Here is a 21,650-nt window from a genome sequence, read left to right on the forward strand (position 1 = left end):
TCATGTACATTGTTTTTCGTACACTTTAACCTGCGTAAAGGCACCAGTAAGCGGGGGTATCGTAGCGAGGACTATCACACAAACAAAAACGAGTCGCTCCGCCTGTACTGCTCCTCGATTGCTAGCCGATTACTCGGGGACGAGCCCTTCGTCTTCGACGCGCATGATCGCTTCGCCGTCGGCGAGGTTTGGTGCGTCGACGAGCTTGAAGATCCGTTTCGAGCCTTTCGATTTGCGCAGGTAGACGCGGAACGTCGAGGTGTGGCCGAGAATGTTCCCACCGATCGGCTGGGTCGGATCGCCGAAGAACGAATCGGGGTTCGCAGAGACCTGGTTGGTGACGAGGACGGCAGTGTTGTTGAGGTCACCGACGCGCATCAGATCGTGCAGGTGCTTGTTCAGTTTCTGCTGGCGTTCGGCGAGTTGCCCCCGTCCGACGTACTCCGCACGGAAGTGGGCCGTCAGCGAGTCGACACAGAGCAGGCGGGTCGGGAACTCGTCGTCCTGACTCTCGCCCGCCAGTTCTTTTGCCTTCTCGGCGAGCAGGATCTGGTGATTGCTGTTGAACGCCTTTGCGACGTGGATGTTGTCGAGGAAGCTCTCCAGCAGTGCCTCCATCGCTTCGTCGTCGCCCGGTTCGCCCTCGATACCGCGGTCTTCCATCGTCGCGGCGATGAGCTCGTCGTCGAGTCCGCGGATCATGTCGTCGATCCGCTCGGGGCGGAACGTATCCTCGCTGTCGATGAAGATCGCGCTGCCGTGGAGGCCGCCGTGCTCTTTGGGAAGCTGGACGTTGACCGAAAGCTGGTGTGTGACCTGGGACTTCCCGGAGCCGAACTCGCCGTACACCTCGGTGATCGACTGGGTTTCGACGCCGCCGGCCAGCAGCTCGTCGACCTCGTCGATATTAAACGAGAGTTTGCCGATCTCCTCGCGCCGTTCGAGTACCTGCGCACCGCTCTCGAAGCCACCGATGTCGGCCTCCTCGCGGGCGGCCTGAATGATATCGGAGGCCGTGCTTTCCCCCACGTCGGCGGTATTGCTGAGTTCGCCGGGGCTGGCGACTGCCAGTCCCTGATACGAGTCGAAACCGTTCTCCTGAAGCTTCTCTGCGGTTGCCGGACCGACGCCGGGGAGTTCCTCTAGATCCTCGTTTGCTGCCATACACTCCCGTTGCGCCCGACCCTACATAAACCTCCGTTAACACCTTAGTGAAAGTGAAACTGACAGCGGAGCAGCGATTTCGCCGGCCGACACTTTTGCTATAGCTAGTATATTTGTTAAAATAAAGCATATAGTATCCTTAACAAACTGAAAGGAAATAATATATATACGTGGACTTATCAGGCAACCTGTGAACGTTTGGCAAACATTCAACGACAAAACGGTTCATTGTCAGCCAGACGTCGGGACTAGCCGTTCGAGTCCCTCTGCGATGCCGACTGCGACTTTCGACTTTCATGGCCGACACTACCACGTTTCGAGCCATACCGGCTCCCCTCCCCTGCAGAACACTTCCCTATGAGTAAAAACGAAGACAGCTCCGAGCACGGATCGGACACTCGCACAGGCCGCGGCGAAACCGACCGGAACGATTGCCCGACGGTCGATTCGTTCGAGCACTACACCGCCACCGGGGCGGAATCGTTCCATCCCGGCCAGCCACGCGTCGTAACGGTCGGCTCAGAGATCATCAATCCGGCATTCGTCGGCGCGATTTACGGGAGCGACACCGGCGACTTCAGGAACAGGGATCACTTCAGTCCGCGACTCCCTGTCCTTCGCCACGACCCTACCGAGTACGACGACGACGATTTCGAGTGGTCGATTGCAGACCGGCCAACGGGTAGTTCCGCCGAACTCAGTTTCTCGACGGCGACGAACGAGGAACAACCCCGCTACAATCACGGCCGGGGACACGCCACCGAGTTCGTCCCCGACGAACCGGGCCGGTACACCCTGGAACTGGCCGCCCCCGAGAGCGAGCGAACCAACGGTTTGCGGTCCTCGTCGGAAGCGCGGTCTGACGGTGTGTACGAACAGACAGTGCACGCGTTCCCCGAACCGAGCAACAAGAACGCGGGCCAGCCACGTGTCGAACTCGACGCGACGCATGAAGACGACGAGTTCGTCGTTGAGGCGACACCCCAACTCGCGCCCAGCCGTGACGGGCCGACGCTGGCACTCGATGTGACGTTCCTCGTCGACGACCGCGATAGCCTCTCCGAGGCAGAGATGACAGTCGACGATACCACCGCTCGCGTCCCAGTGGAGGCACTCGACGGCGACAGCGCCCGTATCCACGCCGTGGCATACGACGGCAACCTGCCGAGCGTCGTCGATACCGTCGAGCTATCGCCGGATGGCACCGTGGAACTGCCCAACCGCCCGCCTACGTGGCTCGACGAGAGTGTCGTCTACGAGATATTCACTCGCTCGTTCCACGGCGAACGCGGCGAGACCGACTTCGGCGTCCTCACCGACAGGGTGTCCTATCTCGACGACCTCGGCGTCGACGTCGTCTGGCTGACGCCGGTCGTCCCCTCGGTCAGTGGGAGCGAAGACCTGTCAGGCGGCGGCCCCCACGGCTACGACACGCTCGATTACTTCGACGTGGCTCCTGACCTGGCACCCGCCGGCGAGACGCCGATCGAGGCCTACGAGACGTTCGTCGAGGCCTGTCACGACCACGATATCAAGGTGCTGTTTGACCTCGTCGCGAACCATTGCGGCCGGGACCACGACTTCTTCCAGGCCTCGATCGACGGCATCACCGACCGCGACGGCGAGTGGCCGCTTATCGACGCCTGGGACGAGGACTCGAAATACTACGACTGGTTCCACCGCGTCCACCAGTCCCGCCACGACCGCACCGGCGATCAGGTCGAACCCGAACCGCGGGTGACCGGCTTCTACGATCACCTGCACATGCCGAACTGGAACTACGATAACCTGGCCGTCCGCGAGCACATGCTCGCGGCCGCCGACTTCTGGTCGGGCGAAATCGGCGTCGACGGCTTCCGCTGTGACATCGCCTGGGGCGTCCCCCACGACTTCTGGAAGGACGTCCGCGAGATCGTTCGCGGGAACAACAGCGAGTTCCTCATGCTCGACGAGACGATTCCGCACGACTCCGAGTTCGCCGAAAACGAGTTCGACGCCCACTTCGACACCGCCTCCTACACCGAAACGGCCCACGCCGTTGCCCGTGGCGAGGCCGACGCCTTCGAACTGCTCGACGCCGTCGAAGCACGCGCGGACAAAGGCTTCCCTGACTACACCCGGCTACTCAACGCCACGGAGAACCACGACGAGAAGCGCCTCCTCAACGAGGCGCTCTCCGCCGGCGCGTACGAGAACCCCGAACACGTCCAGCGGGCCTGCTGGGCCGCCAGCGTTGCCCTTCCCGGCGTTCCGTTCGTTTACTACGGGCAAGAGCGTGCGATCAGCCGACACGGCGAGGGGCGGCATCTGGGTGCGGGCGACCCTCGTGAGAACGATGTCCGCGCGGGCGGCAAACAGCGCGCGTTCATGAACTGGGACCAGTACGACGAGGAGCACCTCCAGTTCTACGAGACGGTTATCGACCGGTATCACGACCTCGACGCGCTCAAGCCCGCTGCCGACCTCGACGACGTCTGGTTCCGCACGGAGGACCACGTCCTCGTCTTCGGCCGGGACGCGAGCGATATGGACGACGTGTCGGGTCCCGAGCGTGCAGTCGTCGTCGTCAACTTCGAGGACGGCGACCCGGCCACCGTCGAACTCCCCGCCGCGGTCGACACGACCGATCTCCTCACTGGCGAGGATGTCGCCGTCGAACGCACCGGAACGACGGTGCCCGTCGAAGTCGAGACGATCGCCGTGCTCGAAACGCCGACGTTCGATCCGCTCGGCGATCCGATCGTCCAGTGGCGTAACGACAGCAAGTACCGCCGCCGGAACGCGTACGCCATGCCGACTCACGAGACGTTCTCCGAGGCGTGTTTTGACCTCCGGCGCTTCGAGGTCCGCGAGTTCGCCGATAGCTACCAGTTCGTCTTCGAGTTCGACGCGATCGAGAACGTCTGGAACCGCAAGCGGGGCTTTTCGCTCCAGTTCCCGCAGGTGTACGTCCGCGACCCCGACACCGGGTACGGAGCGCTCAACGCCGCCGCCGGAGTCAACGCCACGTTCGAGTCGGTGTACCAGCGTCGGGTACTCGCACGACCCGAGGGGCTCGTCAGCGTCGAGACGGGCCACGGTTCGCTGGTCGGCACTGGCGGCGCGGAGGTGCTCACCGACCGTGACGCCGTGCTGGTCTGGGTCAGCAAGGACGACTTGCCCGACCTCCGGGAGGTCGAACTCGTCCCGCTGGTCGCGGGCTACGATGGCAAGAACAAGTACGACGTTCGTCAGACCACCACGGAGGCGACCGACTGGACGTTTGGCAGCGGTCAGATCAACGGGACGCCCCCGAACGTCGTCGACCTGATCACGCCTGCGGGCGTGGACCGCGACGACGCCCTGCGCCCCTTCGTCGACGGTGTGGCGCGGCTCCCGTTCCGATCGATCGACTGACCCCCGCTACTCCCACGGATGTCGCCCGTCACTCGGCCAGAGCGGGTACCAGTACTCCTTGTCCGACTCCACATCTAGCTCGCCGTCGAGGACGCTCTGGAGTTTGAGTTCGATCTGGTTGTCCCGCTCGTGGGAGGCGTTCGGCTTCGGCGCGAACGGATAGAAGCTCCCCCGCCGGAACGAGTAGATCCAGTCGCCCGGCTGCCCGTCGCGCTCGAACGCGAAGACGGCCGCGAGCAGGCGCGATCCGTACCCCTCCTCGATGAAGGTGTCCGCCGCGAAGTAGACGTTCGTCACCAGATCCTCGAAGTCACCGTCGTCCTCGAAGACGACCCAGCGGTAGCCGTGGTCGTCGTCGACGAAACGCGAGACGGTGCCCGTTTCGGCCTCACTGGTCGCCAGAATGTTTCGGACGTCGCTGACGGTGCCCGCGAACTCGTGGCTGTTGACGTCGCCGAAACACAGCGCCGCGTGGCCCGTCGGCTCGAACCCGAGATTCGCCTCCATCGTCACGTAGGCGGTACTCATCCCGAACAGGTCGTCCGGGTCGGCGTCGCTCGTCGCGTCCCGCTCGGCGCGGATTCCCAGCACGCTCCGGATGCTGTCGAACAGTCCCATCGTTCGGTGGTTCGTCGCCGTGGGCATAATGCTGACCGTTCTCGTCGGGAAACCCAATCGCTTTTGAAAGCCGCCCGGTTACGAGTGGGTGAGGGCACGTAGCTCAGTCCGGATAGAGCGTCGGACTTCTAATCCGACGGTCGTGGGTTCGAATCCCATCGTGCCCGTACTTTTGCGACGAGCGAACGCGAGGAACAAAGTACGAACAGAGATGGATTCGAGCCCTGCGAGACGAGCGAAGCGAGTCTCGCTCCGGTTCAGAATCCCATCGTGCCCGCTCATTCCCTGCGGTCATTCGCGGGCACGATGATGTTCGCAAACCTCCGGTTTGCTCACTCCCAGCGTGCCCGCTTCTACGAGGAGCGAACGCGACGAGTGAAGCGGCTCAGGGAATCGAACTAGACCGAGGTTCTGCGCGGAGCGCAGGTTCTCGGGCGTGGTTCGAATCCCATCGTGCCCGTACTTCTGCGACGAGCGGACGCGACAAGTGAAGCGGCTCAGTGATTCGAGCCCTGCGAGACGAGCGAAGCGAGTCTCGCTCCGGTCTGAATCCCATCGTGCCCGTTCACTCCTTTCAGTCGTTCACGGGCACGATGTAGATCGCAAACCCTCCGGGTTTGCTCACTCCCGGCTGACTACGTCAGCCGATGTTCGTGAACGCGTGGCGTTCACTCACTCCCATCGTGCCCTCGACCACTATCTTCCACCTCACTCCTCGCTCAACTGTCGCGGAAACACCTGTCCCCAGACGTGCTTGTCCAGTAGTCTGACCCGCATCGGCTCCTCGACGTCGATACAGCAGGAGAGGCGGGGATAGCCGAAGCGGACCGCAGCAGCGTCGTGCCAGTGCGTCGGCTCCGGCGCTGGGTCGACCTCGACAGTACAGGTCGAACAGAGCCCCCGACCGCCGCAGTTGGCGTACTGCGAAACCGTCCCGTAGACCGGAAAATCGCGCTCCAGCAGTGCATCGCGCAGATTTGCGCCGGGTTCGACCTGGATGGTCGTCTCCTCCGCTCCGGAAACGACCGTTACCGGAATCGTCTTCTCCATGAGTTCGAGTTGGGACTCGTCCAACCTGAGGCTATCGGGCTACTCACCGGTGCGTGAGACGCCACCGACGAGTCCGTCGTTCCCTCAGAGCCCGACTTCGCTGGACGTGCCCGCCTCGTCTAGCTCCCGATACAGGTAGTACGAGTACGCGACAGTGCCGAAAGCGGTCAGGAGCGACGGGACCAGCACGGCGTACAGCGCGTACTCGCCCTGTCCACTCGCGTAGCCGACCACGAGTCCGATCAGCGTCACGAGCGCGGTGAGTTTGAACAGCGTGGCTCCGAGCGCGTTCGTCCGGTTCCAGACCTCGTCGTCGCTCAGCGTCCAGGGCGTCCGGATGCCGATGAACCAGTTGCGCTTGGCCTGTTCGAGGACGACACCGACGTAGTAGAACAGCGGGACCGTCCCGGCGAGTATGACCAGCGTGAAGTCGAACTCGTAGCCGAGGTTGAACGCGAGAATTCCGGCGTGGACTAGCGTCATGTACGCACTAAACACCACGACGAACCAGTCGTAGTACGCCCGGAAGGCCGCGATGTTCTCCCGGAGCGGGTCGATCCGCGGCACGAGGGCGAACAGCACGAGGAGTCCGGCCGTTATCCCGGGAATGAGCCACAGTCCCGTCGTCGTCGACATCGTTCCGTTGGGCTCGCCCGCGGCGTCCCAGTTGGTGATGAGCTGGTCGGGGAGCTCCGGTGCGGCGAGGAGGCTCGCAATCGCCGCGACGAGGACCAGTCCGGCAGCTATGGCGAAGCGGTGGACCGTATTCATGAGCAACAGTAGTCCACCGGCCAACATAAAACGGGTTGCTGGACGGAGGGTGTGCTAGCTCGCTCCGGAAGTGTCGGACATCAAGATCTGGCTCCGGCTTCCGCCGCCTGGTCTTTAGTCTCCGCCAGATGGGTGTGGATGGTCGAACCGGGTATTTGTAAGATCAGCCATCAAAAGCACGCACGATCAGCGATGGACGGTGCCGTTCGGCGTCGCCTCCTCGACACCCACGGAGAGACGATTGAGGCCGTGATCGACAGCGGGCAGACCGTCGCGCGTGCGCTACCGCAGGAGGACGTCTCCGAGTCAGCCGCCGTCTCCCGCCCACTCAACGCACTGATCGGCAAACGGAAACTGCGAGGGGAGTTGCTGGCGATGCTCCACACCGGGGCGGCGGCAATCGACGAGTCGGTGGCCGGGACACCGGTTCCGGCACCGCCGTATCTGGTGGTGACCAGTGTCGGCCCGGTCTGCCGTGCGACGCTCTCGGACGGTCGCCGGCTAGTCGTTACGGTTCGCCTGTTCGACGTCGATAGGCGTCCGGTTCGGTATCGCTTCGCCGACCCGGACGCGGAGACGTGTCTCGACGTCCGAATCCGGTAAGGAACTGATGGAGGAATCGCGGCGTCGCTAGTCGTCTTTCGCGCCGGGGTTCGTCACCGCGCCGTTGGCCGCCGAGCCGAATAGCTGGCCGTATTTGGCCATAACGCCGTTGGTGTAGTTGGGTTCGGGTTCCTCGCGTTCGTCGAGGCGGCGGTCGATCTCTTCCTCGGAGACGTCGAAGGCGAGGGTTCGCTCCTCGACGTCGATGGTGACGATGTCGCCGTCTTCGAGAGCGGCGATCGGGCCGTCGACCGCCGCCTCGGGGGCGACGTGACCGATCGAGAAGCCGCGCGTCGCGCCGGAGAAGCGCCCGTCAGTAAAGAGCGCGACGTCCTCGGCGTGGCCCTGACCGGCGACCGCGCTCGTGACGCCGAGCATCTCGCGCATGCCGGGGCCGCCCTGTGGCCCCTCGTTTCGGATGCAGATGGCGTCGCCGGACTCGACGTGGCCCTCCTGGACGTACTTCATGGCCTCTTCCTCGTTCTCGAAGACGCGGGCGGGGCCCTCGTGGCGGAGGTCCTCCTCGCCCGTGACTTTGAGCACCGCGCCGTCGGGCGCGAGATTGCCGGTGAGGATGCGGATCGCACCCTGTTCGTTTTTCGGTTCGTCGACGGAGTAGAGATAGTCGACGTCGAGTTCCTCCATCGAGGGGAGATCCATCGCGTCGAGTTCCTCGCCGATGGTGTTGCCGGTGACCGTCAGCGCGTCGCTGTGTAGCAAACCAGCCTCGTGGAGCGCGTTGAGGACGACCGGGACGCCGCCGACCTCGTGGAGGTCGTTCATGACCTTTTCGCCGCCCGGCTGGAGGTCTGCGATCTTCGGCGTCTTGCGGCTAATCTCGTCGAACTCCTCGATATCGAGGTCGATACCCGCCTCCGCGGCCAGTGCGAGCAGATGGAGCACGGCGTTGGTCGAGCCACCGACCGCGACCTGCAGTGCAATGGCGTTCTTGAAGGAGTCCTTGGTGAGGTAGTCCGACGGTTTGCGTTGTTCCTCGACGACTTCGACGGCGAGTTCGCCGGTCTCGCGGGCGATATCGTAGCGGCTATCGGCCTCGGCGGGGGCGCTTGCGCTCCCCAGCGGCGCGAAGCCGAGCGCCTCGCTGATCGAGGCCATCGTGTTCGCGGTGAACATTCCGCCACAGGAGCCAGCACCGGGGCAGGCGTTGCGCTCCATCTCGTCGAGTTCGTCCTCGCTCATCTCGCCCTGGGCGACCGCGCCGACGCCCTCGAAGACGTTCTGGATCGTCACCTCGCGGCCATCGTGATGGCCTGGCATGATCGAACCGCCGTAGAGGAAGACAGAGGGGAGATCGGTGCGGATCATCGCCATCATCATCCCGGGCATGTTCTTGTCGCAACCACCGATGGTCACGAGGCCGTCCATCCGCTCGCCAAAGGCGACCAGTTCGGCCGAGTCGGCGATGACCTCGCGGGAGGTCAGGGAGGCCTTCATTCCCTCGGTACCCATCGAAATCGCGTCGCTGATCGTGATCGTGCCGAACTCGATCGGCATCCCGTCGGCCTCGTCGATGGCGTCGTACGCGCTCTCGGCCACGTCGTCGAGGTGGACGTTACACGGCGTGATATCCGCCGCCGGGTTCGCCACGCCGACCATCGGTGCCGACAGATCGTCGTCGTCGTAGCCCATCGCACGGAACATCGCGCGGTGGGGCGCTCGCTCGACCCCTTCCGTCACTTCACTGCTCGGAAGGTCGGGGTCCTTTTCGCCGCCCGTGGTTTCCTTGCTCATACCCAGTAGGTTCGTCCCGGGGGCCTTAAGTCACTATATCCGAACGTCTTCGGCCGCCCGCTTGCCTGCCGCCTGTCCGGTGTCGAAACGCCCATCCCAGCGCGGTGTATACCCCGACGCATGACGACGGTACGGACGGCGGCGCGGCTACATTTCGGCTTCGGGAACCTCTCGCTCGTGCACGCCCGACTCTACGGCGGTATCGGCGCGACGCTCGATTTTCCCCGACTCGTCGTGGAAGGTGATCCCGCTGTCGGCGTCACCGTCACGGACGAAACGGGCTCCGAGACGTCGTTCCGGCGGACTGTCGAGTCATACGCCGAGCGCGCGACCACGCTGCTCGACGTCGACGGCGTGGCGATCACTGTCCGCGAGCGACTGCCGCGCCACGTCGGTCTGGGCAGCGGAACGCAACTCGCCCTCGCCGTCTACGCCGCGACGGCGGCCGCCCACGAGCGGTCGGTCGATGTCCGGGAGGCGGCGCCGGCGCTGGGTCGGGGCGGGCGAAGCGGTATCGGCGTTGCGGGCTTCGAGTCCGGCGGCTTCCTGGTCGACGGCGGCCACCCGACCAGCCAGTTCACGACGGATCGGCCGGCCGACGGCGAGTGGACCGTGCCGCCAGTGACTGCCCGCCACGAACTCCCCGAGGACTGGCGGTTCGTCCTCGTCCTCCCCGACGCCGAACCGGGCCGGAACGGCGACGACGAGGAGGCCAGCATGCGCTCGGTGGTCGAGTCGGCGGATCCGTCGCTGGCAGACGAGATCAGCGCCGTACTGACGCGCCGCCTGTTGCCGGCGGCCGCGATGGGGCGTCGCCGCGAGTTCGGTGCTGCTGTCGCGGAAATCGGGCGACTTAACGGCGCGTGGTACACCGACGCGCAGGGTGGGGTCTTCCGGCCGCCGGTCGGGCGCATCGTCGAGGCACTCCGGACACATCCGGTGCTGGACGGCGTCGGACAGTCCTCGTGGGGCCCGACCGTCTACGGTCTCACCGACGTCGACGCCGTCGAGAGCGCACGGGCGGCCGGTCGAGACGCACTCGACGTGGCCGACGTCGACGGCGAGGTGCTGATTGCCGCGCCGCGGAACCGGGGGGCGACGATCGACGGCTAGTTGGCGTAATGCCTAACACAGCGGAGGGAGAGATGCAGGTATGTCGCGCATCCCGTTCGGTATCTCGCGGTTCGACAGGACGATCGGCGGCGGCGCACCCTCGGGAAGCGTCGTGTTGTTGGCCGGCGAGGTCGGGGCTGGCGCCCGGGAGTTCATCTACACCAGCGCTGTCATGAACGGGCTTGCTCGCTCCGACGAGGATCTGTTCGATCTGTACTACGGGGACCTCGACGACCAGGCCGAACTGCCCGACGAGATCCGCTATCTCTCTTTTACGACTGCGGAGTCGCCGCTCGTCGAGGAGATGGGCTATACGCTCGAATCCGAACTGGTCGAGAGCGGAACGGAGCCGATCGACTTTCAGGACTTCTCGACGGAGTACTTCCAGTTGAGTCCGGTGCCACCGGAGTGGTACTCCGAGCGGACCCGGAGCATCACCTCGCTCGGGCAGGATACCGACACCGACGACGTGCTCGACGCGATGGGTGATTATCTGAACGAACACGCCGAGGGGAGCCTTGTCGTGATCGACTCGGTGACCGACCTGATCAGCGCGTCGGGGACGGTGATGGACTGGACGGACATCACCCTCCTGCTGAAGGGACTGAAGAAGGCGGCAAACCAGTGGGACGGCCTGATCCTCCTGCTCGTCACGCTCGATACCCTCTCGGACACCGAACTCGGCCGACTGATGGCCGCGACGGATGGGACCTTCATGTTCGAGTGGGAGAGCGGCGGGAGCGAGCGCGACCGAACGATGGTCGTCAAGCAGTTCCGGGGCGTGCTCTCCCGCCTCGAAGACGAGAACATCGTCCGGTTCGAGACCGATATCGGCGACAGTGGGTTCGACATCAGCGACGTGCGGAAGATCCGATAATCCCGAAACGACATATCGCTGAACTATTCGTATCGCGCCACCGAACTATTAAGACGCTGCTTTAACAAGTGGAGGTGAATGGCGAGCGAGGATTCGAGAGGCGAGAAGGCGACGATCGACCTCTCCGGGGACGTGTACGACTGGCTAGAGGAGGTAGCAGCCGGGACCGACGACGACGCCGACACCGTCGCCCGACGACTCCTCGCCGCACACCGACAGCTCTCGGCAGGCGACACCCCAGTCGACCCGGCGGATGCGTCGGGTGAGGGGCGAGCAGTCACCGAGGGTGAACTGGATACGCGACTCGACACGCTCGACGACACGGTCCGCGACCTGATCGAGGACGTTCGCAAGCGTGTGATCCAACTCAAACGCGAAACCGACGCGAAGGCAGCCGATGATCACGACCACGGGGAGCTTCTGAGTCGGCTCGACGAAGCCGAACAGCGCGTCGTGGCGGCCGAGCGCCGGGCCCAGTCGGCTGGCGAGCGCATCGACGAGGTCGAGAACTCGCTTTCGACCGGCTTCGAGAACTACGAGGAGATTCTCACCTATCTTACCGAGGAGACCGAGACCGCCGAGCGCCGTCTCGACGTGCTCGCGCGGGCAGTGATCGAACTCCGCTCCGAGGTCGAGGCGGTCGCGGCCGAGCGAGCAAGACGCGACGGTGTCGACGAACTGAAACGCGCCGCCAACCAGCAGGGGATCCGGACGGCCGACTGTGCGGCCTGCTCGGCGTCGGTCGATCTCGGCCTGCTGACGCGACCGAACTGTCCGCAGTGTATGGAGCGGTTCGTCGACGTCTCACCGGGCAAGCGGTTTTTCAACGCGAACACCCTCGAAACCGGCGATCCTCCCGCACTCACCGAAGCCGTCGGCGTCTCGGACGAACTCGCCGAGGAGATAGACGACGCCTTCGAGACCGAGAGCGAGCGGGCCGCCCCGGAGTGGGAACCGCCAGGTGACGCCGATGCGTGACTCGACTGAGAGCGACGAGGAGTCGGAGGAATCCAACGAGGACCTGCCGCCCGAGTCCAGAGACGACCTGCCGCCCGAACCCCACGACGACCTGCCCGTAACTCGGCCGGACAGCGAGGAGGGGACCGATCACAGTACTGGCGACACCGACAGTGAGGCACCACTCGGGGAACTCGCCGCGAAGGTCGGGCGACGAAGCGACGACCACGACGAGGGCGAGTACGACGACCTGTTCGTCTCCGAGAACGTCGGCGACCTCGACAGTGACCTCGTCTGGGAGGAGTTAGAAACCGGCGGGATCTCGATCGAGCGTGATCTCGAAACCGTAGAGCACGTCGTCGCGACGTCGACGTACTGCGAACGCTGTGAGTACTTCTCCGAACCACCGGAGGTGGCCTGCGCCCACGAGGGCACCGACATCGTCGACATGGTCGACGTCGAGCAGTTCACGGTCCGGAACTGCCCGAAAGTCGCCGAAGACATCGCAGTCGGCGAGTTCGATCCCGAAGGCGAGTAGCTTTTCCGGGCGCTCGCCGTAGTCTCTGGTATGCAGTTCTGTGACGAGTGCGGTTCGATGATGCGCTCTACGGGCGACCGGATGGTCTGCTCGAACGACGACTGCGGCGCGACCGACGAGCAGGACGCGGAACTGGCGGCGGAGTTCGTCTCGACGACCGAGCAGAGCGGCGACGAACTGATCGAGACCGAGGAGGGTGCGGAGTTCGAGGGAAAACCGACCCGGTCTGACGTCCACTGTGACGAGTGCGGCCACAACGTGGCCTGGTACACGATCAAACAGACCGGCTCCGCGGACGAACCGCCGACGCGCTTTTTCAAGTGCAAGGAATGCGGCCATCGCTGGCGTGAGTACAACTGAGTGCCCTCACAACCCCCATTCTCATTTTGAAGTAAAATTACCACATCTTATAAGGGCGGACGACGAATTTGTGTAATTGTATGACCGAATACTTCCCGGAGGTCCCGGATATCGAGTATCAGGGCCCCGACTCCGACGAGGAGCTTGCGTTCGATTACTACGACCCCGACAAACATGTCGGCGACAAGACGATGAAGGAACACCTGCGATTTGCAGTCTCCTTCTGGCACGCGTTTACCGGCGACGGCTCGGACCCGTTCGGTGCGCCGACCATGCAGCGGCCCTGGGATGATATCGAAGATCCGATGGAGAAGTCCCGTGCACGGATCGAGGCCAACTTCGAGCTTCTCGACAAGCTCGGCATCGAGTACTTCTGTTACCACGACCGGGACCTCGCCCCGCGCGGTGACAGCATCGAGGAGTCCAACGAGTACCTCGACGAGATCGTCCCGCTGATCAAAGAGAAGATCGACGAGACGGGCATCGGCGTCCTCTTCGGCTCCGCAGAGCTGTTCGCCGAACCCAAGTACGCAGTCGGTGCGGCGAGTTCGCCGAGCGCGGACGTCTTCGCCCACGCCGGCGCACAGGTCAAGAAGGCGCTAGAAGTCACCAACGAGCTGGGTGGCGAAGGGTTCTGCCTCTGGGGCGGCCGTGAAGGCTACAAGACGCTCCTGAACACCGATATGGGCCTCGAACAGGACAACGTCGCTCGCTTCCTGACGATGGTCGCGGACCACGCCGACGACATCGGCTTCGAGGGTCAGCTGATGCTCGAACCCAAGCCCAAAGAGCCGATGAAGTTCCAGTACGACCACGACGCGGCGACGATCCACGCGTTCCTCCAGAAGTACGATCTGGACGATCGGTTCACGCTCAACATCGAGACCAACCACGCGACGCTCGCCGACCGACCGTTCGCCCACGAACTGCGCTACGCGCGAACCAACGACATCCTCGGCAGCATCGACGCCAATCAGGGCGACAAACTGGTCGGCTGGGACACCGACGAGTTCCCATTCAGCCTCCGCGATCACACGCTCGCGATGTACGAGCTCCTGCAGGACGGCGGCATCTCGCCGGGCGGAATCAACTTCGATGCGAAGCTACGACGTGAGTCCTTCGAGCCTGTCGACCTCGTCCACGGCCACATCACCGGCATGGACACCTACGCTCGTGCGCTCGAAGCGGCCCACGCACTCAAAGAGAGCGGAGAACTCGAAGAGTTCGTCGAGGACCGCTACAGCAGCTACGACGAAGGCATCGGCCAGCGGATCGTCGACGGCGACGTCGACCTCGCCGACCTCGAGGAGTACACCCTCGACAACGACGTTCCCCATCCCGAGTCCGGCCGCGAGGAGAAACTCAACGCTCTGCTGAACCGCTACATCCTCGAAGCCTGACTGCGTCTCACGACTAGTATCTTTTTTTGTTGCTTATTCGGCAACTAGTTGCATATCCATCAAATCGTTGGTGAGTTCCGGAGCGTTTTAATCAGCGGGGGGATATGCGTGAGATATGCGATTGCACGACAGGGACGTCCGACAGGACGTGCGGGAACTCGGTGCACTGCTCGGCGACGTTCTGGAGAACCAGACGTCCCGGGAAGCCTTCGAGACTGTAGAGACGCTCCGTACGTCCGCTATCGATTACCGAGATGGTGAGTTAGACTCGCGCGAAACGCTTCACGAGGAGCTCAACGGGTTGACCCCCGAACGCGAGAGCATCGTCGCCCGAGCCTTCACGACCTACTTCGAGCTGATCAACCTCGCCGAGGAGCGGGAACGCGTCCGGGCGATCCGTACCGGCTCTCACGAGGAGGACCTCGAAGACAGCCTGGAAACGGCCGCCGAGGAGCTAGACGAGCTAGACGACGAGATGATGCAACAGGTCCTCGACGACGTGCTCATCGAGCCGACGTTCACCGCTCACCCGACCGAGGCCCGGCGAAAGACCGTCAAATCGAAGCTTCGATCGGTCTCGAACCACCTCGAAACGCTCGACGAGCGCCGACTCACCAACAAGGAGAAAGGCCAGGTCGAACGCGACATCGACGCCGAGGTGACCAGCCTCTGGCAGACGCCGCAGGTCCGCGACCGGCGGCCCGAACCCGAGGACGAGGCTCGCAACGTCCAGTGGTATCTCGAGAACACCTTGTTCGACATCGTCGGCGAAGTGTACGACGAACTCGAAGACGCCTTCGAGGCCGAACTCGGTGAGGAGATAGACGTCCCGAAACTCGTGGAGTTCCGCTCGTGGGCCGGGAGCGACCGCGACGGCAACCCCTTCGTGACGCCCGAGGTCACGACGAACACCCTAGAGCGCCAGCGCCGGGTCGTACTGGGCCGGTACCGCGACCAGCTAAAGAGTCTCTCGCGCGTGCTCAGCCAGGACGGCACCCGGATCGCCGTCGGCGAACGCTTCGAGAAGTCCCTCGCGGTCGACCGCGAACGTCTCCCCGGCATCACCGAAGAGGTCGAGGAGCGCTATCCGAACGAGCCGTACCGCCAGAAGCTAAAGCTCATGCGCGAGCGACTCAACCGTGTCGGCGACGTCCGACCCGGCGGCTACGATGACGTCTCCGAACTCGAAGAGGACCTGGCAGTCATCGCCGAGAGCCTGCGCGCGAACGGTGCCAACTCCGTCGCCGAAGCCTACATCGACCCGCTGGCGCGACAGGTCGATACGTTCGGCTTCACGCTGGCCAGCCTGGATCTGCGAGACCACCAGCAACAGCACACCGAGACCGTCACCGAGGCGCTCGCCCGCGAAGGTATCGACTACGAGTCGATGGACGAAGGCGAGCGCCTCGAGGTGCTCACCGAGTCCGTCCTGCAGGACGAACGCGTCGTCGACGTGTCGAACCAGGAGGGCGTCTCGGACACTGCGGCGCGCGTCCTCGAACGGTTCGACTGTCTGGCTGACTGGCAGGAGGAGTTCGGGATCCAGGCAATCGACACCTACGCCATCTCGATGACCGAGGAGCCGAGCCACGTGCTCGAAGTGCTGTTCCTCGCCGATCAGGCCGATGTCATCGAACTGCCCGGTCACTGTGGACTCGATATCGTCCCGCTGCTCGAAACCGAGAGCGCGCTTTCGGGCGCTCGGGACATAATGGGGACGTTGTTCGAGAACGAGGCCTACACGCAGGTGCTGGAGGCTCGGAACCACACCCAGGAGATCATGCTGGCCTACTCCGACTCGAACAAGGAGAACGGCTTCCTCGCCGCGAACTGGTTGCTGTACGAGAACCAGATCCACCTCGGCGAGATCTGTGACGACTTCGATGTTACGATGCGGCTGTTCCACGGCCGCGGCGGTTCGATCTCCCGTGGTGGCGGACCGATGAACGACGCGTTGCTCGCGCTACCAAACAGTACCGTGACGGGGCAGGTCAAGTTCACCGAGCAGGGCGAAGCGATCGCCGAGAAGTACTCCAACCCGCGCATCGCCGAGCGGAACATCGAGCAGATGCTCAACGCGCAACTGCGTGCCCGCAAGCGATCCCTCCAGCAGCCCCGAGAGGACGTCGAAGAGGAGTGGATCGAGGCGATGGGGCTGATGGCCAACGCTGCCCGTGAGGAGTATCGCGACCTCCTCGATACCGACGGCTTCGTCGAGTACTTCGGACAGGCGACCCCCATCGGCGTCATCGAGAACCTGAACCTCGGCTCTCGCCCGGCCTCCCGTTCGGGCGAGCGCAAGGTCGAGGACCTGCGGGCGATCCCGTGGGTGTTCTCGTGGACGCAGGCCCGCTGTATCCTGCCGGGATGGTACTCGCTTGCGACCGCGATCGACGCCTACCTCGAAGATGGCGGCGACATCGAGACGCTTCAGGAGATGTACGACGAGTGGCCGTTCTTCCAGACGATGCTCGACAACGCTGCGATGGCGGTCGGCCGGACCGACATGAACATCGCCGCCGAGTACGCCGACCTCGCGGATCCCGAACTCAAAGAGCAGTTCTTCCCCCGCATCACCGAGGAGTACGAGCGTGTTTCCGACCTCGTGCTGGAGATCGCCGGCCGCAGTCACACGATCGATCGCGACTGGCTCCGCAAGAGTCTGGACCGGCGTAACCCCTACGTCGATCCGCTCAACCTGCTCCAGACGCACCTGCTCTCCCAGACCCACCGCACGGATCTGGAGGAACGAACCCTGCGCCTGACGGTCAAGGGGATCGCGGCAGGGATGAAAAACACCGGATAGCGCTCCGACGCAGTCGCTGATTTTTGTTCTTGCTTGATCGGAACGTACCTGTGAAAAGACGGTGATGCACCGACCGCTCGAAGGGGTTCTCTCGGCTACAGCGCCGTACAGCACCCGTCGTCAGTGTCGACGAGCCCTTTCGATTCGAGCGTCCGAAGCGTCTCGAACAGGACGAGTTTTTGCATGCCGAGTCGCTCGCTCAGTTCGTCGACGGTGTAGGGAACGTCGCCGTCGAGCGTCATATAGACGAGTTTGGCCGTTGGAGTCTCGAGCTCCGCCGGGAGTGGCTCGGCTTCGGGCGTCTGGTTTCTCGCCGCTGGGCGCTGGAGACTCATCCGCTCCACTCGCCTCCCATATCGCCGGCGATATTCGAGCGCCACATTTCGAACTCGGTCTGGCACTCGGGGCTGGTGTGGATGTGGTCGATGAATCCCGCTCCGGGGTCGGCCAAATCCGAATCGCAGAACGGACAGCACGAGGGGTCAGTCCACGTTGTGGTGGCGGTCTGGCTCATGTCTATCTACTGCTGACGGGAAACTCGAATATAAACTTAGGTCTGAATGTATAATATGAATAGGTTGACCTAGTACGTGTATAATTACCAGTGTAATTCTTTACGTATGGGGAGTACTGGCTGGATACAGACAGGGGTCACAACAGGGAAAGGCTCTCATACCACCCGAGGCGTCGCGCTTTTACACGCGCCGCCCGAACGCTGTGTCAGTGTCGACCGACCAAGCGGGCGAGCGTGTCGAAGTATATCCCGACCGAGAGGTGATCGTCGAGTTCGACCCCGACCTCACCTTCGAGTGCGTCGACGAGTGTACCTGGTGCTGTCAGCACGGCGTCCTCCTGTACGACAAGGACTTCCTCGAACTCGCCGAGCGCGAGAGTCTCAACGAGTCGACGACCCAGTTTCAGGGCCACGACTTCGTCCGGCGCGAGGAGAAAGACCGTGACGAGCACGTCGCCGACGACGGCGCGGCCTGTTACTTCCTGCGCGAGGACGGTCTCTGTGCGCTCCACGACGAACACGACTGGAAGCCGGCGCGCTGTTCGGTGTTCCCCCTCTCCGTCACGCTCGAAGACGGCGACCTCTACGTGGATATCCGCGACTCCGCTCACGAACACTGTGAGGGCCTGAACGTCAGCGAGCGCCGTGTGATCGAGGAACTCGACGCGTTCCTGCCGGAGTATCTCTGGGAACTCGATAACCCCGACAGCGAGCGAGAGCTGTAGTTGATCGGTGCCGATTGCTCACTGGTGATGTAACTGCTTACTGGGGGTGCCTGATTGCTCGCCGGTGGGCCGCTTTCGCCGGGTGGAACACTCTCCATCCGACGCGTTCGTTTTGTTGGTCTGAACTACGGTCACCACACTCTTGGCCCGTCGCCGAACCGGCTCACCGGGTCGCCATTTTCCACTCGCGGAGACCGAGGACCGCACCGTTCAGTTCCTCCGGATCGGCGTCGGTCGCCGCCCACAGAAACATCGGCGCGACGTCTTCCGGGTCGCGGCCGCCGGGCCCCGACAGATCGGTTGCGACCTGTCCCGGATCGACACAGCCGACGGTCTGCTCGATATCGACCGAAAACGCCCGGGCGATGGCTTCCGCCGTCGCCTTCGATACGGCGTACGAACCGATGCCCTCCGTCGCCTCGCGGGCAACCGATCCCGTGGGGACGATCATCCGGGCATCGTCGGTCAGGTGCGGGAGTGCTTCCGTAATCGTTGCAAAGACGCCGCGGGCGTTCGTCCGGAGATGGTCGTCGTAGGTCGAGTAGGCCTCCTCGTCGATCGGTGTCTCACCGGGTTCTCCGTGGAAGACTCCGGCGATCGGAAAGACGTAGTCGACGCCGTCCTCTCCGACTCGCGCGGCCGTCTCTAGCAATCGCTCGACGTCGAACTCATCGCGGACGTCGGCCCGGACGCCAGTCGCCGTACCGCCTGTGGCCTCGATTTCGCCGACGACCTCGGCGACATCGTCGCCGTCGCGAGCGCACGCCACGACGTAGGCCCCGTTCTCGCCACAGGCAGTGGCGACTGCGTTACCGATTCCGCTCGTCGCTCCGGTCACTACTACGGTGGATTCGTCCATATCTGCCGTTAGGAGTGAGAACTCCTAAACGTGGCCCCTACGGCAGTTCACAGGCGGTACGAGGCGGATGCCACGGGGTCGTCCGGAAATCGAAGATTTCCGTGATCACGAGAATCGGAGATTCTCGAACGACTTGACCCCGAGGCGGTTGACACCGCTCACTCGTGGAGGTGCTTTTTTGCGACTGCGGGTCGAAGCACGGACGATGGCGCCGTACAGCGGTCCACCCGCAACCAACGGACGCGGTAGAGGAGGCGAGCCAGTGCGATGAGCGAGCGCGAGCAACTGCTCGATAGCATCGGGTTCGACGAGGACACGAGCGTACTCACGCGCCGGCAGGCAGAGGTGCTCGCGCTCCGCGAGCGGGGCCTCTCACAGTCCGAGATCGCTGACCGACTGGGTACCTCGCGGGCGAACGTCTCCAGTATCGAGTCGAGCGGCCGCGAGAACATCAGCAAGGCCCGTGAAACCATCGCGTTCGCCGAGGCGCTCCGCGCACCGGTGCGAGTACAGATCGACGCCGGGACGGATCTGTACGACGTGCCAGACCGCGTTTACGAGGCCTGTGACGAGGCTGGCGTCAAAGTCACCGACTCCGCACCGGACCTGATGAAGGCGGTCAGCGACGCCGCAGGGGAGGCGGTGACGGGGCGACAGGTCGCCGCAGACTTGGTTGTTAGCGTCACTACGAGTGGTGAGATCCGCGTCCGGTCTCCGGAGATGGTGCGCGAAGAGTCGGATTAGCGTACGTCGCTCGTCGGTTGCTCGGCGGGTTCGGAGTGCGTCGCCACCTCCTCGGTTACGACGGGCGGGTCCGGAAGTTCCGGGTTCGGTTCTCTGCTCCAGGTGAGTAATCGCTCGGTGAAGGTGAGTTCTTCCTTCGTCGGATCGGGCTTTTCGATCTCCTCGTACTCGACGGTGACCCCTTCCTCAGTGGCCTCGATCTCGACGACACAGAGCTGATAGCTCGGTGCGAAGACGGGTGGGAGGATCCCCGCGACGACGTCACGGCGATGGAGGCGCTTGAGCCAGGTACCGGTGTTGACGAGCAGGCGTCCGTCCACCTCGTTGGCCTTCGGGCGGTGGGTGTGCCCGTAACAGTAGACGGCTGTCTCCGGCTTTTCCTCGAAAACCTCCCGTGCGGCGCTTTTGTACGGCTTCTCGGGATCGACGGTAAGCGGCGTCTCGAAGACGCCGAAGCGATCGACTGTCTGTCTGGCGTCCCGGACGAAGATATACAGCGGGATACCGACCAGCAACAGGAGTCCGGCGACCACTGCATTCACCCAGAGCAGGAGGTAGACTGCGGTCCCGGCCTGCCCGAACTGGCCGAGCATCGCCTGGCTCCAGTCGACGGGGAACGACCAGATACCGGCCAGATCGAGTCCCGCAAGCACCGCGAGGATCGCACTGATGTTGAACAGCAACAGGAATGGGATGACGGCGTACCGCAGGAAGGGGTTCATCTCGCGATAGAAGTACTTCGAGACGAGCCAGTTGGGCATCCGTTCGGTCGGCGTCACCGCCTGGACGTCCTTGAGCCAGTTGAACCGGCCGCGGTTCGAAAGCTTGCCGGCCCGGCTTGTGACGTGGGTGTTGTAGAAGTACCCGAGCGGCGTAGCGTGTGGGTTGCCGAAGTCCTCGATCCGGTTGTTCGGGTCCTGCTGGTGGCCGTGCTCGAAGTAGATGGTGCGGTCGCCCACCGGCCGCGTCGTCGAGAGCGTCTGTTCGAGCGTGACGTTGTACTCGGCCAACCGGTCGACGTACTCCTCGTGGGCGGCGAGTTCGTGATCGTGGTTCCCCGGAAGCAGCGTGATCGGCATCGTCTCGCCGGTCGCTCGCAACTGCTCGAACAGGTCGGGGTAGTTCGTTTCGAGCACGTCGAACTTCTCGATGCCGTCGACGCCCGTGATCTCCCAGAGCCCGAACGCGTCGCCGTTGATTATCAGTTCGGCGTCCTCGTCGGCCTGCTCTAGTCGCTTCAAAAACGCGAGTAGCTCGTCGAGATAATCGACCTCCTCTAGCTGCTCGTCGCCGCCGATGTGGAGGTCACTGATGACGTAGTATTTCCGGTCATCAGAATCGTCAGTCATCGGGGGAAGTTCGGTTCCTGTATACAAATGGGTTGTTCTTGACCATCGAGTGGC

Annotated in this window: 20 protein-coding genes and 1 tRNA gene; 12 read left to right on the top strand and 9 right to left on the bottom strand. The window is 63.5% G+C overall.

Annotation, left to right across the window (positions count from 1 at the left end; all coding sequences use genetic code 11):
* Window positions 1-129 precede the first annotated feature (129 nt).
* Window positions 130-1,164 carry a DNA repair and recombination protein RadA gene (gene radA, locus ACFQL3_RS18020; RefSeq protein ID WP_377056869.1) on the bottom strand — a complete coding sequence of 345 codons (1,035 nt, stop codon included), beginning with the start codon at window positions 1,162-1,164 and terminating at the stop codon, window positions 130-132.
* Window positions 1,165-1,521: 357 nt separating this feature from the next.
* Between radA and ACFQL3_RS18025 the strand changes: the two genes are divergently transcribed.
* Window positions 1,522-4,560 (top strand): alpha-amylase family glycosyl hydrolase, encoded by a 3,039-nt coding sequence (locus ACFQL3_RS18025; protein WP_377056871.1) that lies wholly within the window; start codon window positions 1,522-1,524, stop codon window positions 4,558-4,560.
* 6 nt (window positions 4,561-4,566) lie between these two features.
* Here the strand turns inward: ACFQL3_RS18025 and pspAB are convergent, their stop codons facing one another.
* Entirely contained in the window at window positions 4,567-5,178 is a 612-nt protein-coding gene (gene pspAB, locus ACFQL3_RS18030) for a PspA-associated protein PspAB (protein WP_377056873.1), read from the bottom strand.
* 92 nt (window positions 5,179-5,270) lie between these two features.
* Here pspAB and ACFQL3_RS18035 point away from each other — a divergent pair.
* Window positions 5,271-5,345, top strand: a tRNA-Arg gene (locus tag ACFQL3_RS18035).
* A 541-nt stretch (window positions 5,346-5,886) separates the two neighbouring features.
* Here ACFQL3_RS18035 and ACFQL3_RS18040 read toward each other — a convergent pair.
* Together ACFQL3_RS18040 and ACFQL3_RS18045 are read right to left on the bottom strand one after the other, a co-directional pair.
* On the bottom strand, window positions 5,887-6,228 hold the full coding sequence (locus tag ACFQL3_RS18040; protein ID WP_377056875.1) for a 2Fe-2S iron-sulfur cluster-binding protein: 342 nt from the start codon (window positions 6,226-6,228) through the stop codon (window positions 5,887-5,889).
* Window positions 6,229-6,312: 84 nt separating this feature from the next.
* Window positions 6,313-6,999 (bottom strand): SdpI family protein, encoded by a 687-nt coding sequence (locus tag ACFQL3_RS18045; protein ID WP_377056877.1) that lies wholly within the window; start codon window positions 6,997-6,999, stop codon window positions 6,313-6,315.
* Window positions 7,000-7,191: 192 nt separating this feature from the next.
* Between ACFQL3_RS18045 and ACFQL3_RS18050 the strand changes: the two genes are divergently transcribed.
* Window positions 7,192-7,602 (top strand): hypothetical protein, encoded by a 411-nt coding sequence (locus ACFQL3_RS18050; protein WP_377056879.1) that lies wholly within the window; start codon window positions 7,192-7,194, stop codon window positions 7,600-7,602.
* Window positions 7,603-7,629: 27 nt separating this feature from the next.
* Here the strand turns inward: ACFQL3_RS18050 and ilvD are convergent, their stop codons facing one another.
* Window positions 7,630-9,354 carry a dihydroxy-acid dehydratase gene (gene ilvD, locus ACFQL3_RS18055; protein ID WP_377056881.1) on the bottom strand — a complete coding sequence of 575 codons (1,725 nt, stop codon included), beginning with the start codon at window positions 9,352-9,354 and terminating at the stop codon, window positions 7,630-7,632.
* 120 nt (window positions 9,355-9,474) lie between these two features.
* Here ilvD and ACFQL3_RS18060 point away from each other — a divergent pair, with 120 nt between their 5' ends.
* From ACFQL3_RS18060 to ppc, 7 genes are all read left to right on the top strand, one after another.
* Window positions 9,475-10,467 carry a beta-ribofuranosylaminobenzene 5'-phosphate synthase family protein gene (locus ACFQL3_RS18060; protein WP_377056883.1) on the top strand — a complete coding sequence of 331 codons (993 nt, stop codon included), beginning with the start codon at window positions 9,475-9,477 and terminating at the stop codon, window positions 10,465-10,467.
* Between the two features lie 40 nt (window positions 10,468-10,507).
* Complete coding sequence (locus ACFQL3_RS18065; RefSeq protein ID WP_377056885.1) at window positions 10,508-11,344, top strand: RAD55 family ATPase; 837 nt, start codon at window positions 10,508-10,510, stop codon at window positions 11,342-11,344.
* Between the two features lie 78 nt (window positions 11,345-11,422).
* Window positions 11,423-12,322 carry a hypothetical protein gene (locus ACFQL3_RS18070; protein ID WP_377056887.1) on the top strand — a complete coding sequence of 300 codons (900 nt, stop codon included), beginning with the start codon at window positions 11,423-11,425 and terminating at the stop codon, window positions 12,320-12,322.
* The gene (locus ACFQL3_RS18075) at window positions 12,315-12,839 is read left to right on the top strand and encodes a hypothetical protein (RefSeq protein WP_377056889.1); all 525 of its coding nucleotides are present in this window, start codon (window positions 12,315-12,317) and stop codon (window positions 12,837-12,839) included. The genes ACFQL3_RS18070 and ACFQL3_RS18075 overlap by 8 nt, the downstream gene beginning before the upstream one ends.
* Window positions 12,840-12,869: 30 nt before the next feature.
* Entirely contained in the window at window positions 12,870-13,199 is a 330-nt protein-coding gene (locus ACFQL3_RS18080; protein ID WP_377056891.1) for a transcription factor S, read from the top strand.
* An 80-nt stretch (window positions 13,200-13,279) separates the two neighbouring features.
* A complete protein-coding gene (xylA, locus tag ACFQL3_RS18085) occupies window positions 13,280-14,599 on the top strand; it encodes a xylose isomerase (protein WP_377056893.1) in 1,320 nt (439 codons plus the stop codon).
* Between the two features lie 115 nt (window positions 14,600-14,714).
* Window positions 14,715-17,405, top strand: a complete 2,691-nt coding sequence (gene ppc, locus ACFQL3_RS18090; RefSeq protein WP_377056895.1) for a phosphoenolpyruvate carboxylase — start codon at window positions 14,715-14,717, stop codon at window positions 17,403-17,405.
* A 95-nt stretch (window positions 17,406-17,500) separates the two neighbouring features.
* Here ppc and ACFQL3_RS18095 read toward each other — a convergent pair whose 3' ends face one another.
* Complete coding sequence (locus ACFQL3_RS18095; RefSeq protein ID WP_377056897.1) at window positions 17,501-17,740, bottom strand: TrmB family transcriptional regulator; 240 nt, start codon at window positions 17,738-17,740, stop codon at window positions 17,501-17,503.
* Window positions 17,737-17,919 (bottom strand): DUF7501 family protein, encoded by a 183-nt coding sequence (locus tag ACFQL3_RS18100; protein WP_377056899.1) that lies wholly within the window; start codon window positions 17,917-17,919, stop codon window positions 17,737-17,739. Before ACFQL3_RS18100 ends, ACFQL3_RS18095 begins: the two co-directional genes overlap by 4 nt.
* Before the next feature lie 209 nt (window positions 17,920-18,128).
* On the opposite strand from ACFQL3_RS18100, the gene ACFQL3_RS18105 reads away from it, so the two are divergent.
* Window positions 18,129-18,644: a hypothetical protein gene (locus ACFQL3_RS18105; RefSeq protein WP_377056901.1), complete on the top strand. Its 516-nt coding sequence runs from the start codon at window positions 18,129-18,131 to the stop codon at window positions 18,642-18,644.
* Window positions 18,645-18,807: 163 nt separating this feature from the next.
* Here ACFQL3_RS18105 and ACFQL3_RS18110 read toward each other — a convergent pair whose 3' ends face one another.
* Complete coding sequence (locus ACFQL3_RS18110) at window positions 18,808-19,503, bottom strand: SDR family NAD(P)-dependent oxidoreductase (protein WP_377056903.1); 696 nt, start codon at window positions 19,501-19,503, stop codon at window positions 18,808-18,810.
* A 267-nt stretch (window positions 19,504-19,770) separates the two neighbouring features.
* Here ACFQL3_RS18110 and ACFQL3_RS18115 point away from each other — a divergent pair, with 267 nt between their 5' ends.
* Entirely contained in the window at window positions 19,771-20,247 is a 477-nt protein-coding gene (locus ACFQL3_RS18115) for a Tfx family DNA-binding protein (RefSeq protein WP_377056905.1), read from the top strand.
* Here ACFQL3_RS18115 and ACFQL3_RS18120 read toward each other — a convergent pair.
* Window positions 20,244-21,596 carry a metallophosphoesterase gene (locus ACFQL3_RS18120; RefSeq protein ID WP_377056908.1) on the bottom strand — a complete coding sequence of 451 codons (1,353 nt, stop codon included), beginning with the start codon at window positions 21,594-21,596 and terminating at the stop codon, window positions 20,244-20,246. The two genes, ACFQL3_RS18115 and ACFQL3_RS18120, sit on opposite strands and share 4 nt — an antisense overlap.
* Window positions 21,597-21,650: the final 54 nt, after the last annotated feature.

It is taken from the genome of Natronoarchaeum sp. GCM10025321, from assembly GCF_042663585.1.
Lineage (GTDB): Archaea > Halobacteriota > Halobacteria > Halobacteriales > Natronoarchaeaceae > Natranaeroarchaeum.

What these genes read in the sequence shown, in the direction of transcription:
- radA (WP_377056869.1), bottom strand. Translation starts at nt 1,164, where the DNA reads ATGGCAGCAAACGAGGATCTAGAGGAACTCCCCGGCGTCGGTCCGGCA.
- ACFQL3_RS18025 (WP_377056871.1), top strand. Translation starts at nt 1,522, where the DNA reads ATGAGTAAAAACGAAGACAGCTCCGAGCACGGATCGGACACTCGCACA.
- pspAB (WP_377056873.1), bottom strand. Translation starts at nt 5,178, where the DNA reads ATGGGACTGTTCGACAGCATCCGGAGCGTGCTGGGAATCCGCGCCGAG.
- ACFQL3_RS18040 (WP_377056875.1), bottom strand. Translation starts at nt 6,228, where the DNA reads ATGGAGAAGACGATTCCGGTAACGGTCGTTTCCGGAGCGGAGGAGACG.
- ACFQL3_RS18045 (WP_377056877.1), bottom strand. Translation starts at nt 6,999, where the DNA reads ATGAATACGGTCCACCGCTTCGCCATAGCTGCCGGACTGGTCCTCGTC.
- ACFQL3_RS18050 (WP_377056879.1), top strand. Translation starts at nt 7,192, where the DNA reads ATGGACGGTGCCGTTCGGCGTCGCCTCCTCGACACCCACGGAGAGACG.
- ilvD (WP_377056881.1), bottom strand. Translation starts at nt 9,354, where the DNA reads ATGAGCAAGGAAACCACGGGCGGCGAAAAGGACCCCGACCTTCCGAGC.
- ACFQL3_RS18060 (WP_377056883.1), top strand. Translation starts at nt 9,475, where the DNA reads ATGACGACGGTACGGACGGCGGCGCGGCTACATTTCGGCTTCGGGAAC.
- ACFQL3_RS18065 (WP_377056885.1), top strand. Translation starts at nt 10,508, where the DNA reads ATGTCGCGCATCCCGTTCGGTATCTCGCGGTTCGACAGGACGATCGGC.
- ACFQL3_RS18070 (WP_377056887.1), top strand. Translation starts at nt 11,423, where the DNA reads ATGGCGAGCGAGGATTCGAGAGGCGAGAAGGCGACGATCGACCTCTCC.
- ACFQL3_RS18075 (WP_377056889.1), top strand. Translation starts at nt 12,315, where the DNA reads ATGCGTGACTCGACTGAGAGCGACGAGGAGTCGGAGGAATCCAACGAG.
- ACFQL3_RS18080 (WP_377056891.1), top strand. Translation starts at nt 12,870, where the DNA reads ATGCAGTTCTGTGACGAGTGCGGTTCGATGATGCGCTCTACGGGCGAC.
- xylA (WP_377056893.1), top strand. Translation starts at nt 13,280, where the DNA reads ATGACCGAATACTTCCCGGAGGTCCCGGATATCGAGTATCAGGGCCCC.
- ppc (WP_377056895.1), top strand. Translation starts at nt 14,715, where the DNA reads ATGCGATTGCACGACAGGGACGTCCGACAGGACGTGCGGGAACTCGGT.
- ACFQL3_RS18095 (WP_377056897.1), bottom strand. Translation starts at nt 17,740, where the DNA reads ATGAGTCTCCAGCGCCCAGCGGCGAGAAACCAGACGCCCGAAGCCGAG.
- ACFQL3_RS18100 (WP_377056899.1), bottom strand. Translation starts at nt 17,919, where the DNA reads ATGAGCCAGACCGCCACCACAACGTGGACTGACCCCTCGTGCTGTCCG.
- ACFQL3_RS18110 (WP_377056903.1), bottom strand. Translation starts at nt 19,503, where the DNA reads ATGGACGAATCCACCGTAGTAGTGACCGGAGCGACGAGCGGAATCGGT.
- ACFQL3_RS18115 (WP_377056905.1), top strand. Translation starts at nt 19,771, where the DNA reads ATGAGCGAGCGCGAGCAACTGCTCGATAGCATCGGGTTCGACGAGGAC.
- ACFQL3_RS18120 (WP_377056908.1), bottom strand. Translation starts at nt 21,596, where the DNA reads ATGACTGACGATTCTGATGACCGGAAATACTACGTCATCAGTGACCTC.